This is a genomic window from Prolixibacter bellariivorans ATCC BAA-1284 (assembly GCF_000621705.1).
In the GTDB taxonomy this organism is placed as follows: Bacteria; Bacteroidota; Bacteroidia; order Bacteroidales; family Prolixibacteraceae; genus Prolixibacter; species Prolixibacter bellariivorans.
Window position 1 is genome coordinate 70,364 of sequence record NZ_JHXO01000009.1, and the last position, 13,422, is coordinate 83,785.

Here is a 13,422-nt window from a genome sequence, read left to right on the forward strand (position 1 = left end):
CCATACAACAGAACCCTTTGCAGTCACCGATAATCAGCAACCGCAAAGGGCATATTATAGACTACTAGTTAATACAGGATAACTTCTTCTCAGTTATTTACCGAAAAGTTTAAAACCTATCGAAACCTGCAGACTACGGTTCTTCGAGTCGGTTACCATATTGGACTGACTATACGCAGAAACAGTACTTATGTTTTGATTCTGAAAGACCGTTGTCAGGCCGTAAATATACCGTACGGATAGAAAGGTGTTCCCAAAGTGCCAGGCTACCCCAGCCAGTAAGCCGGCATCATGTTTACCCATCTTGTAAAACTGCTCATCATTCCTGTTATTGAGTAAAAAACCATACTCAAAACCGGTTTCCAGCTCCAGGTGTTTCACCGGAAACCACGACACAGTGAGAGGCACATTCAAATAGTAATTACTAATTGGAGAAGGAGTAAAAGCAACCCACTCTCCCTGATAAAATGTTCCGTCGAGCAATTTGGTTTTTCCTCCTTTCCGGGCAAAGAGCAGTTCGCCTTTCAGTCCCAGATGCTTGCTAAATGCATGACGGTAATACCCGCCAAACTCATAACCAATGATAGCTTCATAAGAGGGACGAAACGAATTGTTGGCTGTTGAATAAAACGTTACATCGAGTTTACTGTTCCCAATGCCTCCTTTTATTCCAAATTCATTGGTTTGGGCAGTTGCTGTCGCAACATAAAGCAAGAGGAATAGCCCGAATAATGCTGTTTTTTTTACCATTTTAAATTTTCTCGTTACATAAATACATTACAAAGCCCAATTAGCCTTTCTCAAGGTTAATGATAACTCTTAGGCAATCTCATCAAACAGAAATACAGGTAAAAAAGCAGGATTAAAAAGCAACACAACAATCAAAAAATCATCTCATCATAGGTAAATTCCGGAAAGTGTTTACACTGTCATGGATATTGATAATTCAAAACTACACTATTTTGCATAAAAATGAATATTTCAAGTTATTTTTTCGCTGTCATCAACACTCCAAAGCTATACACAACAGCTCTCTCTTTTCTTTACCAGATATTAAGCAGACCTAATCTTTTGTTGATTTTCCTTCTTCTGCAAGAATTCCAACAGGTATTAATAGGAAATATCGCAACCTCAAGCCGGCATATTTGTTATTTTTGTCGGTTAGCGAACGGAAGGTTGAACCGACGAGTTTTACTCAACCGTATAGACTCCCGTTTTTCCCGTTCATGGCATCCGGAAAAAAGATTAAAATATATTGACAATGGAATTTACCAAAAGCATACAGGCCTTTCAGGAAGCGCTGGAGTACATCCCCGGCGGAGTGAACTCACCGGTGCGTTCGTTCAGGAGCGTGGAGAGTGATCCGGTCTTCATCGAAAGTGCCCAAGGCTCCAAAGTCCGTGACATCGACGGCAACGAATATATCGATTATGTAGGTTCGTGGGGACCGATGATTCTCGGTCACGCCCACCCCGACGTGCTGAAAGCATTATCCGAAACCATGCAGAAGGGCACCAGCTTTGGCGCTCCCACCCTGCTGGAAACCGAAATGGCAAAGCAAGTGCGGAAGATGATGCCGTCTATCGAGAGTGTGCGGATGGTGAACTCAGGTACCGAAGCCACCATGAGTGCCCTGCGCCTGGCCCGTGGCTATACCGGCCGCGATTTGGTCATCAAATTCGAAGGCTGCTACCACGGTCACAACGACAGCTTCCTGATTGCTGCCGGCTCCGGAGCTTTGACTTTCGGAACACCGAACACACCGGGCGTCACCACGGGAACAGCACACGATACGCTCACGGCCCAATTCAACGATTTGGATTCGGTGGCCGCCCATTTCGAAAAACACGGCGACAACATTGCCGCGCTCATCATCGAGCCCGTTACCGGCAACATGGGGGTCGTGATTCCGACGAAAGAATTCATGCAGGGCGTACGCGACCTGTGTACCAAACACGGTGCACTGCTCATTTTCGATGAGGTGATGACCGGTTTCCGGGTAGCCAAAGGCGGCGCACAAAGTCTGCTGGGCATCGAACCCGATCTGACGACCTTAGGTAAAATCATCGGTGGCGGACTGCCTGTCGGTGCTTACGGCGGTAAAAAAGAAATCATGGATCATCTGGCACCGCAAGGTCCCGTGTACCAGGCCGGAACCCTTTCGGGAAATCCGCTGGCCATGGCAGCCGGATTAACACAGCTACGATTGCTGGACAACGACTCGATGATTTATGACGACCTGGAGCGGAAAGCCGGCATGCTGGAAGAAGGGCTGAAGAACAACCTCCGCGAACTGGATTTCCCGGCCGTGGTCAACCGCGTCGGCTCCATGTTTACGCTTTTCTTCACCAAGGAAGAGAAGGTGACTTCCTTTGCCGATGTGATGAAATGCGATACGAAGGTTTTCTCCGATTATTTCAAATACTCGCTGGAAAGCGGCATCTACCTGGCACCGTCGCAGTTCGAGGCTGGTTTTGTTTCGGCGGCTCACACCGACGAAGACATTCAGCGCACCATCGAAGCCAGTTACAACGCATTGAAAAAAATCAAACAGAAAGGTTAATTCCCCGATGCAGACAAACCCGACGGAATCCATATTATTACGTACCCTGAAAGGCGAATCGACGGAGCGACCACCGGTGTGGTTCATGCGCCAGGCCGGGCGGGTATTGCCCTCCTACCTGGAGATTAAGAAGCAATATACGTTTTGGCAGATGATGCAAAATCCGGAAGTAGCGGCCCAAGTGACCCTCCTTCCGGTGGAAGATTTGGGCGTCGACGCGGCCATTCTGTTTTCCGACATCCTGGTCGTTCCCTACGCCATGGGCATGGGCCTCGACTTCACCGATGCCGGTCCGACCTTTGACGAACCACTCGCCTTCCGGGAAAACCCGATCAACGGACTGTTTGATGATCCGACCAAGCTGGATTACATCTACGCGGTAATTGACGAAATTAACCGCACGAAACCGGCCCACATTCCGCTGATTGGTTTTTGCGGAGCGCCACTCACGGTGCTGCTGTTTATGCTGCAGGGCCTGGGCCGCAAAGGCGATTTCCCCGATGCGATTCGGTTTATTTACGAAAACAGGGAAACAACGAAGCAGCTGATTGACGCCCTCACGGATATGTCCATCGAATACATCAAGGGGCAAATCAAACACGGCATCGATGTCTTCCAGCTGTTTGACACACACGCCGGTCTGCTGCCGTTCGATGTGTACAACGAACTGTTCCTTCCGCCCGTGCGGAAAATAGCGCAGGTGGTTCGCGACGCCGGACTGCCCTTCATCTTCTTCCCGAAAGGGATTGGAACCGGAATAGCCAAACTCACACCCGAGGAGGCCGACTTCCTCAGTGTCGACTGGCAAACCTCGTTAACCAACGCCCGCAAGCTGGTTCATCCGGAAATCGGACTGCAGGGAAATGTCGATCCGCGATTGCTGTTTGCACCACAGGAAGAAATCGAAAAGGAACTGAAAAAATACCTCCGCTTTGGTGCGGAGAATCAAAACTGGATTTTCAACCTGGGCCACGGCTTTATGCCCGGCATCCCGTTTGAAAACGCCCGCTTTCTGGCCGACTGGGCAAAAAATGCCGACTGGAAACGGTCATAAATGCATCATTGATGAATAACGAATTATTAGAGAAATACAATCGTCCGGTACCGCGTTACACCAGTTATCCGCCAGCCAATTTCTTTACCGAAAGCTTTACCGAAGCAAACTACCGTGAAGCGCTGACTGCATCGAACGACTGGGAACCGCAAAACATATCGCTCTATTTTCACATTCCGTTTTGCCGGAAAATGTGCTTTTTCTGCGGCTGCAACTCCTTCCCCATGAAGAACGACGAAACCGTGAAACGGTACATGGAGGCAGTGAAAAAGGAGGTGGAGATGGTGAAACAACACCTCGTCCCCGGACGCAAGGTTTCCCAGATTCACTATGGCGGTGGCACGCCCAACGCTATTCCGGTTCATTACCTCGAAGAGTTGAATCAGTTGTTGTTCGATAGTTTTTCGTTCATCGAAAACCCCGAAATTGCCATTGAGTGCAATCCGGCCCATCTCGATGAAGAGTCGGTGAGAAGACTAAAAGGAGCCGGTTTCAGAAGGTTCAGCATCGGCATCCAGGATTTCGATATTGAGGTTTTGAAAGCCGTTAACCGGGATCCATCCCAACTTCCGGTGGACGAACTCATTCAACTACTGAAAGACGGTGACGAACCGGTGGATGTGAACCTCGATTTCATTTACGGCTTGCCCAACCAAACCGTCGACAGCTTTATTTCGGCCATCGAAAGAGCGATTGCCATGAAGCCCGACCGGTTGGTGACTTTCTCGTACGCCCATGTTCCGTGGGTGAAAAAGAGCCAGAAACGCCTCGAAGTGATTGGACTTCCCAGCAACGAGGATAAGATTGCCATGTTCGACCGGGCCAGCGAATTGTTGATTGACAGCGGCTACCATGCCATCGGTCTTGACCATTTTGCGCTAGCCAACGACGAGCTGACCATTGCCCACAAGGAACGCAGTCTGCACCGGAATTTCCAGGGCTACTGCACCCGCCGCACCACCGGACAGGTGTATGCTTTCGGCGTATCGGGGATTAGTCAGCTGGAACAGGTGTATGCACAAAACAGCAAGTCCATTAACGATTATATGCAGCAGGTGGAAAAGGGCCATTTGCCCATCGCCAAAGGCTACCAATTGAACGACAATGAGCGCATCGTCCGCGAAGTAGTGACCGAAGTGATGTGCAACCGGCACGTTCGATGGGACGACATGGCCGAACGTTGCCGCGTCTCGGAAGATGCGGTCCGCTCGGCTGTAGCCTATGAAGAAACAAAGCTCACCGAACTGCAAACCGACGGTCTCATTCATTTCGATAACGAAAAAGTGAATGTAACAGAAGCGGGAAACATGTTCATCCGCAATGTGGCCGCCACCTTCGACCCGTTGATGGGCGGCGACAACGAATCCAAATTTTCCAAACCAGTCTGACGAATGAGTAACGCACAAAATACCGACGTCATTATTATCGGTGCAGGCCTCACTGGTCTGACAGCGGCCCATTACCTGAAAAAGCAGGGTAAGAATGTTCGCGTCATTGAAAAGAATGGCCGCACCGGCGGCGTCATTCAAACCGTCCATGAGGAGGACTTCACCTTTGAAACCGGTCCGAATACCGGTGTTCTGGGGAATCCCGAAGTAGCCGAGCTGTTTGAAGAGTTGCAGAAAGATGTGACCCTGGAAACCGCCGATCCGGCCGCCAAACGGCGCCTCATCTGGAAAGGGAACGACTGGCATGCATTGCCTTCCAGACCCATTTCCGCTATCGGTACTCCCCTCTTTTCGTGGTACGATAAATTCCGCATTCTCGGGGAACCGTTTCGCAAGAAAGGTACCAAACCCAATGAATCGGTGGCTGACCTGGTCCGTCGCCGGCTGGGGAAAAGCTTCCTCGATTATGCGGTCAACCCGTTCATTTCGGGTGTTTATGCCGGTGACCCGGAATACCTCGTCACCCAATATGCGCTGCCGAAGCTGTACAATTTGGAGCAAAACTATGGCAGCTTCATCGGAGGCGCCATGAAAAAGCGTAAAGAGCCCAAAGAACCGCGTGATTCCAAAGCTACACGGGAAGTCTTTTCGGCCAAAGGAGGTCTTGTATCATTAATTAAGGCGCTGGAAAAGTCGGTCGGGCTGGAAAGCATTACGCTGGGCGCGGAAAACACACAGGTTCAGCCAGACCGCGACGGGTTTACCGCCACAATCACTGCAGATGGAGAAACCCAGACCATCAGGGCACCGAAAGTGATTTCAACCGCCGGCGGACATGCCTTCAACAGTTTGTACCCATTTCTGGGAAAAGAGGAGTTGGCACCTTTTAAAGAACTAAAATACGCGACCGTTACGCAGGTTATTCTGGGATTCAAAAATTGGCAAGGAATGCCACTCAACGCCTTCGGAGGCCTCATTCCCGCAAAGGAAAACAAAAATATGCTGGGCGTGTTATTTACCTCGTCGTTTTTTCAAAACCGTGCACCGGAAGGTGGAGCTGTTTTGTCAGTCTTCATGGGCGGCATCCGACATCCGGAGATGATTGATTACAGCGATGAACAAATTCAGCAAGTACTCGAAAAAGAACTGGTTCCGATGATGAAACTTCAGGAGCTGAAACCGAATATCCAGCACATTTACCGCTACCGGCACGCTATTCCGCAATACGGTGCCAATTCGAAGGAGCGCTTTGAAATGATTGACCGCCTGGAAGGAAAATATCCCGGATTGATTCTGGCCGGAAACATCCGGAACGGTATTGGGATGGCCGATCGCATCAAACAGGCACGAATGATAACCGAAAAAGAAATTTGATGAAAGAGACAGCCCGGATAGCGGAGCTTTACAGCGAATTGCAGGAGAAAATGTGCGCCCGCCTCGAGCAGGCCGACGGCAAAGCCACGTTCAGTCGCGATGCCTGGAAGAAAAACATTGGCGGTGGCATGACGCGGGTAATTGCCGGCGGGAATAAGATTGCCAAAGGGGCCATCAACTTCTCGCACGTGGAAGGCACCTACAGTGCCCAAATGGAGAAACTGCTGGGCGAAAAAGCTTCGGCGTATGCGGCCACCGGCATCTCCTCCATTCTGCATCCGGTGAACCCACACGCACCCATTATTCACATGAACGTGCGCCATTTCAGTCTCGACAACGGGGTACAATGGTTTGGCGGCGGCATCGACCTCACGCCCCACTACATCGACAAAGCCGGGGCTCAGTTGTTTCACCGGAAACTGAAGGAAATCTGCGATCATTACTCACCTTCGTTCTATCCCGATTACAAGAAATGGGCTGACGACTACTTCTTCATTCCTCACCGTGATGAAACCCGTGGCGTGGGAGGCATCTTCTTCGACCGGCTGAAACCGACCAAAGAGATTCCGCTGGAAAAATTGATACAATTCACGGTCGATTTAGCCAGTGCTTACCCGGAAATGTATGCCGGACAACTGGCAAGATACGCTGATAAACCTTTCACTGAAAGGGAAGAAAAATGGCAGCGAATGCGACGTGGACGGTACGTGGAATTCAACCTGGTGTACGACCGGGGAACGAAATTCGGACTGGCCTCGGGAGGAAACACCGAAAGCATTTTGGTGAGCATGCCACCGGAAGCTGTCTGGGAATACAACTATACTCCGGAACCCGGTTCACGTGAAGCAGAAACCCTTTCACTGTTGAAAAAAGATATGGACTGGATAAACTGTTTAACAGATTGACTTGTTTCCTGAACAGAACAATTCAATATTTATCATTTAAAATCTAACATTTCTTCGATGGCCGAAAAGAAAACAGCCGTTCTCCTGATGAATGTCGGAACCCCCGACGAACCCAAAGTAGGCAGTGTACGCCGCTACCTGACTCAGTTCCTCAACGACCGAAGGGTGATTGACATTCCCTGGCTGCTGCAAAAGATTCTGGTGAACCTGATTATCGTTCCGTTCCGGGCCCCAAAATCGACGAAACTCTACCAGCAACTGTGGACCGAAGAAGGTTCGCCATTGGTGGTTTTTGCCAACAGCGTTCAGAAAAAACTGGAAGCCCGCCTGCCGGAAAGCGATAAGGTATTCGTGGCCATGCGCTACGGCAATCCGTCGTTAAAAGCTGCGTTGAAGCAAATTAAGGAAGGTGGATTCGAACGAATTATCCTGTTGCCATTGTTTCCGCAATATGCCTCCTCCTCTACCGGAACGGCTGTTGAAGCCTTTTGGTCCGCCGTACGGAAGTGGAACGTCATTCCCGATGTGCAGGTCATCAGCCAGTTCTATGACCGGCCCGATTTCATTCAAGCTTTCGCTGAACGCATTCGCGAGCAAAAGCCGGAGGAGTACGATCACATCATCTTCTCATATCACGGATTACCGCTTCGCCATCTCGACAAATCGCATCCCGGCATCAGCAATACCACCTGCACCTGTCACGAAGCCATGCCGGCACACGGGACCTTCTGCTACAAAGCCGCCTGTTATGCTACTTCTCGCAAACTGGCAGACGAACTGGGCCTGAAACCAGGTGATTATACTGTATCGTTCCAATCGCGCTTATCGGATAAATGGATCAAACCCTTCACCGATAAACTGCTGGAAGAGCAGGCCAAACAAGGGGTGAAAAAGCTATTGGTGGCAGCCCCGTCATTTGTGGCCGACTGCCTGGAAACCCGCGTGGAAATCGGCATTGATTACAAGCGCTTCTTCACCGGAAACGGTGGCGAAACCTTAACGATGGTTGAAAGCCTCAACGACCAGCCGCTATGGATTGATGCTCTGGAAACTATGGTGAAAGAGAAGATGAACTAAAACCCAAGCTTATATTGACAAGATAATTGACACGGCTGTCAAAGTTTTTGATAAAATAGCCTTCACACAAGACATTCTAACCATTGACATTCATGCCCTTATCGATAAGGGCATTTTTTTTGCTTCAGATGCTATATCGAAAAATAACTGACTGTAGCACTTTAGGAATTATCGTATTAACTTGAATTGCTGCCAACGAAAAAATCTAAAAAGCAACAAGTCGTCATATTCTTAAAAATCGATATGCATATCTCAAACATCAAATTAGCCTGGCGAAATCTTTGGAGAAACAAACTGGTTTCCGCTATTAATATACTGGGGATTACAATTGGAATTACATCCGCTTTACTAATATTTTCATTTGTTCGGAAAGAAAAATCGACAGACAAATATATCCCTGATTGCCAGAACATATACAACCTAAACAACAATGGAGGCTCCCATCTTTCACAGCACATGGTCAATTTGGTCAAACAGGAAATTCCGGAGATTAAAGAATTGACTTACTGTACCAACGACTGGTCACCTCAAATATTCTTCACCAACAACCACACGACATTCCAAGTCGATAAACAATTAGTCGCTGACTCCTGCTTTTTCAGGGTTTTCCAATTTCCAGCAGTTTATGGCGATCCGGCCAAAACGTTAAACAGGGCCAATCAGGTAGTCATCACACAATCATTATCCAGGAAACTATTTGGCAACGAAAATCCGGTAGGCAAAAGCATCATTTACAATGCAACTTATATGCAAAACACTCCCATTGAAGTGGGAGCGGTCATTCGCGATTTGCCACAAAATTCCTCCTGGGACTTTCAGTCAGTCTTGTCCTTGCAAACCAATTATAAGCTGGATTGGTATGTCGAAAACATGGAAGATTGGGGAACCCAAAACTACCGCGCCTTTGCCAGATTAAATAAACATGTATCAGCCCAAACTGTAGAAAAAAAGCTCGCCGCCATTCCCATGGTCGGTGTGCCGGATTACTGGAAGAAAAACCTTCACTACGGTCTGACTCCGTTCAGTCAGCTCTATTTGAACCACCCGGACGTAGATATTCTCAAGCATGGCAATCCTCTGACCGTATCTATTGTTCAAGTAATTGGTATCCTTATTCTTCTTCTCGCCTGCGTCAATTACATCAACATGGTGACAGCTCAGCGGGAAAAGCGTTTCAAGGAAGTCGGCATTATCAAAACGCTGGGGAGTGGTAAAGCCCAAATCATCAAACTATTCATCACCGAATCCGGCATTTTGTTGCTCATTTCAACCCTGCTTTCAGTATTTATTTCCCTGAATATGATTGGAATATTCAATAGTTTGACTGAATCGAAATTTACCGTACCTTCTATTTATTCCGGATGGAATCTGGTTATCTTAAGTGTCATACTGCTTTTGATTTTAATACTCACAGGAATCATTCCGGGCCTGCTGTTTAGTCGACACCGGGCCGTCTTGCTTCTGAAAAACCAAATTAACCAGTCCCGAAGTAATTGGTTCCGAAACGGCTTATTAGTATTCCAGTTTACTGTCTCTATAGCCTTATTAGCTGGTATTATGCTCATCAATCGCCAGAACCAATACCTCGACAACTCTAATCCGGGATTTCAGCGCAATCATATCATCTTTGCCAATTCCAATAGTAATTTGGGTGCCAACATGAATGCTTTCAGGGATGAGCTCAAACAAATTCCCGGAATAACCGATATCGCTCTTTCTGACGAACCAATAGGCTATATGTCAGAAAATTGGGGGAGAAATTTAATCAACAATGGAAAAAAAGAAGAAGTTCATTTTGCCAAATTCACGGTATCACCCAATTTCTTCCACTTCTTCGGTATCAAACTCAAACAAGGGAAAACGTTCAATGACAACTCGTCGCGAAACCAAGATTTTATTTTCAACGAAAAAGCAATACATGATTTTGGTATCAAAGATATTTCGAAAGCTCAGATAGCAACCAGCGATCCGGCTAAAGGAAGAATTATTGGCACAGCAGATAATTTCAACTTCGAATCGCTGCATGCCCCTATCCGGGCGGCCGGATTTATGTGTAACTCAAACTATGCTGATGTAATCTACTTAAAAACAGACACACAAGACCGCGCATCGTTTCAGCAAACCATGAAATCGGTAAAGAAAATATGGGATCAGTTATCTCCGAACTTTCCATTTGAATATAAGTTTCTGAATGCTTCATGGGATGCTCTTTACAGAAAAGATCAACAATTTCAGAAGATACTGGGAATAACCACCCTGATATCGCTATTCCTCTCATGCCTGGGATTAATTGGCATGACTTTCTTCATCATTGAGAAACGAACCAAGGAAATCGGCATCCGGAAAGTCAACGGCGCCAAAGTTTCGGAAGTAATGACCCTGCTCAACAAAGACTTCATCAAATGGGTTGCCATCGCTTTTCTGATTGCTACCCCGATCGCATACTATGCCATGAATAAATGGCTCGAAAACTTCGCTTACAAAACCAGTTTAAGCTGGTGGATCTTTGCCTTAGCAGGAGTGCTGGCCTTGGGAATTGCACTACTCACGGTAAGCTGGCAAAGCTGGAAGGCAGCGACGAGGAATCCAGTGGAGGCATTAAGATATGAATAACACGGAATTGATAATTAAAACAAAAACTCATGAATAAAAATGTTTTGTATGCACTCCGAAACATCTTGAGAAACAAGGCTAATTCCGTTATTACCGTAGCAGGATTATCAGTTGCATTTGCCTGCCTCATATTGATTTTTCTCTATGTAACACAAGAGTTTAGCTACAATAACTTTCACGTAAACGCAAACAACATATTCAGGGTAAATTATTCGGTGAAGTGGGCCAATGGGAATGTAAATGAATCTGCTCTTCTGAATCCTGAGTTGTCACAGGTTCTGAAAGACAAAGTCCCTCAGGTAAAACGGTGTACAGCCTTTCGAAGTGCCCAAAAACAAACCATGAGTTTTGAGCATCAAAACCTGGAAGAAACTTTGTGTATCACTGAACCTGATTTTTTCAAAATGTTCAGCTTCAAAGTTCTATATGGAAATCCCGATCAATTTTTAAAAAGCCCCAATGAATTGGTGATTACCAAAAACCTGGCCAATAAACTCTGCACCATTGGTAAGTGTGGTATTGAAGATTTATTGGGTAAAACGGTTTCGTTCATGAATTCAGGCGATCAACCATTTGTAATTTCCGGGATACTGGACAATGTTCCCAAAAATTCCACCCTTCAGTTCAGCGCCTTAATCCCTTATAAATATGAGCGAAATTTCTCAACTTCGAACAATTACTTCGGCAATTCCACCATCTTCTATCAAACAAACGGAAACAACAATATAACGAACACTGAAGCACAAGTCAGTTCGGTTGTAAAAACCTATTATCAAGGCATGATTGACGTTCTTGAAAGCCACAAGGCATTAACCGATGCAGACGATTTTCAGCCATTCATGATCGCTTTAAAAGACACACACCTCAATAAAGTTCAATCAGACTATGAAACCAATAATAATAAAGCCAGCTTATATATTCTTTCCGCCATTGGATTGCTCATCCTGATTATTGCCTGCAGTAATTTCATTATGCTTTCGCTTGGGCAAGCTTTTAAAAAAGTAGGTGAAGTTGGCATTCGGTACATGCTTGGAGCCAGAAGAACAAGTATCTTCGGGATCTTCTTCTCTGAAAATTTGATTTTATCTATCACCGCGTTTGTTCTGGGTGTTATTATTTTTGTATTATTCCTACCGACTTTTAAAAACCTGGCCCCGAATGAAATTTACACCAGCCTGATCAACATACCCAGGGTTGTTCTTTTTGTAATTGGCTGTTTGCTTCTGATTGCTTTTTCAACCAGCATTATACCCGTGCTAAAGCTAAACAATATTCAACCCAATTTACTTTCGTCAAAAAAATTGAAGTTGGGGAAAGGTAATGGTATCACTCAGCTATTCGTCACACTGCAATATGGCCTTTCCATTCTTTTGATTATTCTGACCATTTTGGTTGTGCACCAGATCAATTACATGAAATACAAGAACCTGGGCTTCTCTTCGAAAAATATCATCGACCTCCGGATTTTCCAATTGACAAACAGCGAAAAACTTGCACTGCGGGATCGTTTAAATAGTAACCCGGACATAATCAACCTTACCCTAACAGACCGCGATTATATGGGGGGAAGATCATCTGACGCTGTTATTAAGGACAATGGTGATTGGGTGGATACAAGGATATTAAATGTCGACAACAATTATATCCCGACATTAGGATTAAAACTCATTAGAGGAGAAAATTTCAGGGAATCAAACCTCAATAGCAAATCAGTTATTGTAAATGAAAAACTTCTGGCCGATCTTGGTAAGAAAGAAGATCCTATTGGCAATACCATCAGGATGAGTGGAACTGTGTACCAAATTATTGGGGTAGTAAAAAACTTTCATTACGACTCGATGGAAGATGAAATCATGCCACTGATGCTTAGGCCAAAGACGTATAATGGGGAGCGGGGCAATTTTATGTTACTAAGATATCAACCACAACAGTTGGCTTCATTGCTGCCTTTTATTCGAAATACCTGGGAAAAAATTATTCCTGGTAAAGAACTGGATCTTAATTTCTGGGATGAACAATTGAATAATCGCTATCAGTCGGAAGAACAGTGGAGCCAAATTATTGGATATGCAGCCATCATTGCCATTATTATTTCCTCCTTAGGCCTTTTCGGATTAACACTATTGACAGTCAATACACGGACAAAAGAAATTGGAATTCGTAAAATAAATGGTGCCAAAATCGGTGAAGTTATGGCTATGCTCAACAAGGATTTTGTGAAATGGGTAGTCATTGCTTTCATAATGGCCACACCAATGGCTTATTATGTCGGACGAAAATGGCTCCAGAATTTCGCATACAAAACCGATTTGAGCTGGTGGATTTTTGCCCTGGCGGGAATACTGGCATTGGGAATTGCTTTGCTCACCGTTAGCTGGCAGAGCTGGAAGGCAGCGACGAGGAATCCCGTGGAAGCTTTACGCTACGAGTAAGAAATAAAAAAACAAT

General features: G+C 46.2%; 9 protein-coding genes. 8 read left to right on the forward strand and 1 reads right to left on the reverse strand.

All coding sequences use genetic code 11. The features are described 5' to 3' along the window. Window positions 1-93: 93 nt before the first annotated feature. Window positions 94-750 carry a porin family protein gene (locus T426_RS0112170; protein WP_025864029.1) on the reverse strand — a complete coding sequence of 219 codons (657 nt, stop codon included), beginning with the start codon at window positions 748-750 and terminating at the stop codon, window positions 94-96. Between the two features lie 511 nt (window positions 751-1,261). Between T426_RS0112170 and hemL the strand changes: the two genes are divergently transcribed. From hemL to T426_RS0112210, 8 genes are all read left to right on the forward strand, one after another. Beyond that, window positions 1,262-2,563, forward strand: a complete 1,302-nt coding sequence (gene hemL, locus T426_RS0112175) for a glutamate-1-semialdehyde 2,1-aminomutase (protein WP_027585768.1) — start codon at window positions 1,262-1,264, stop codon at window positions 2,561-2,563. A 7-nt stretch (window positions 2,564-2,570) separates the two neighbouring features. Continuing rightward, window positions 2,571-3,617, forward strand: coding sequence for a uroporphyrinogen decarboxylase (gene hemE / locus T426_RS0112180; RefSeq protein WP_025864028.1), 1,047 nt, complete (start codon window positions 2,571-2,573; stop codon window positions 3,615-3,617). 11 nt (window positions 3,618-3,628) lie between these two features. Continuing rightward, the gene (hemN, locus tag T426_RS0112185; RefSeq protein WP_025864027.1) at window positions 3,629-5,005 is read left to right on the forward strand and encodes an oxygen-independent coproporphyrinogen III oxidase; all 1,377 of its coding nucleotides are present in this window, start codon (window positions 3,629-3,631) and stop codon (window positions 5,003-5,005) included. Between the two features lie 3 nt (window positions 5,006-5,008). After that, entirely contained in the window at window positions 5,009-6,379 is a 1,371-nt protein-coding gene (gene hemG / locus T426_RS0112190) for a protoporphyrinogen oxidase (RefSeq protein ID WP_025864026.1), read from the forward strand. After that, on the forward strand, window positions 6,379-7,284 hold the full coding sequence (gene hemF, locus T426_RS0112195; RefSeq protein WP_025864025.1) for an oxygen-dependent coproporphyrinogen oxidase: 906 nt from the start codon (window positions 6,379-6,381) through the stop codon (window positions 7,282-7,284). Before hemG ends, hemF begins: the two co-directional genes overlap by 1 nt. Window positions 7,285-7,341: 57 nt before the next feature. Then, complete coding sequence (hemH, locus tag T426_RS0112200; RefSeq protein WP_025864024.1) at window positions 7,342-8,361, forward strand: ferrochelatase; 1,020 nt, start codon at window positions 7,342-7,344, stop codon at window positions 8,359-8,361. Between the two features lie 243 nt (window positions 8,362-8,604). Further along, window positions 8,605-10,974, forward strand: a complete 2,370-nt coding sequence (locus tag T426_RS0112205) for an ABC transporter permease (protein ID WP_025864023.1) — start codon at window positions 8,605-8,607, stop codon at window positions 10,972-10,974. 29 nt (window positions 10,975-11,003) lie between these two features. Next, window positions 11,004-13,406 (forward strand): ABC transporter permease, encoded by a 2,403-nt coding sequence (locus T426_RS0112210; RefSeq protein WP_027585770.1) that lies wholly within the window; start codon window positions 11,004-11,006, stop codon window positions 13,404-13,406. Window positions 13,407-13,422: the final 16 nt, after the last annotated feature.

Coding starts and splice junctions, on each gene's coding strand:
- T426_RS0112170 (WP_025864029.1), bottom strand. CDS start 750: ATGGTAAAAAAAACAGCATTATTCGGGCTATTCCTCTTGCTTTATGTT.
- hemL (WP_027585768.1), top strand. CDS start 1,262: ATGGAATTTACCAAAAGCATACAGGCCTTTCAGGAAGCGCTGGAGTAC.
- hemE (WP_025864028.1), top strand. CDS start 2,571: ATGCAGACAAACCCGACGGAATCCATATTATTACGTACCCTGAAAGGC.
- hemN (WP_025864027.1), top strand. CDS start 3,629: ATGAATAACGAATTATTAGAGAAATACAATCGTCCGGTACCGCGTTAC.
- hemG (WP_025864026.1), top strand. CDS start 5,009: ATGAGTAACGCACAAAATACCGACGTCATTATTATCGGTGCAGGCCTC.
- hemF (WP_025864025.1), top strand. CDS start 6,379: ATGAAAGAGACAGCCCGGATAGCGGAGCTTTACAGCGAATTGCAGGAG.
- hemH (WP_025864024.1), top strand. CDS start 7,342: ATGGCCGAAAAGAAAACAGCCGTTCTCCTGATGAATGTCGGAACCCCC.
- T426_RS0112205 (WP_025864023.1), top strand. CDS start 8,605: ATGCATATCTCAAACATCAAATTAGCCTGGCGAAATCTTTGGAGAAAC.
- T426_RS0112210 (WP_027585770.1), top strand. CDS start 11,004: ATGAATAAAAATGTTTTGTATGCACTCCGAAACATCTTGAGAAACAAG.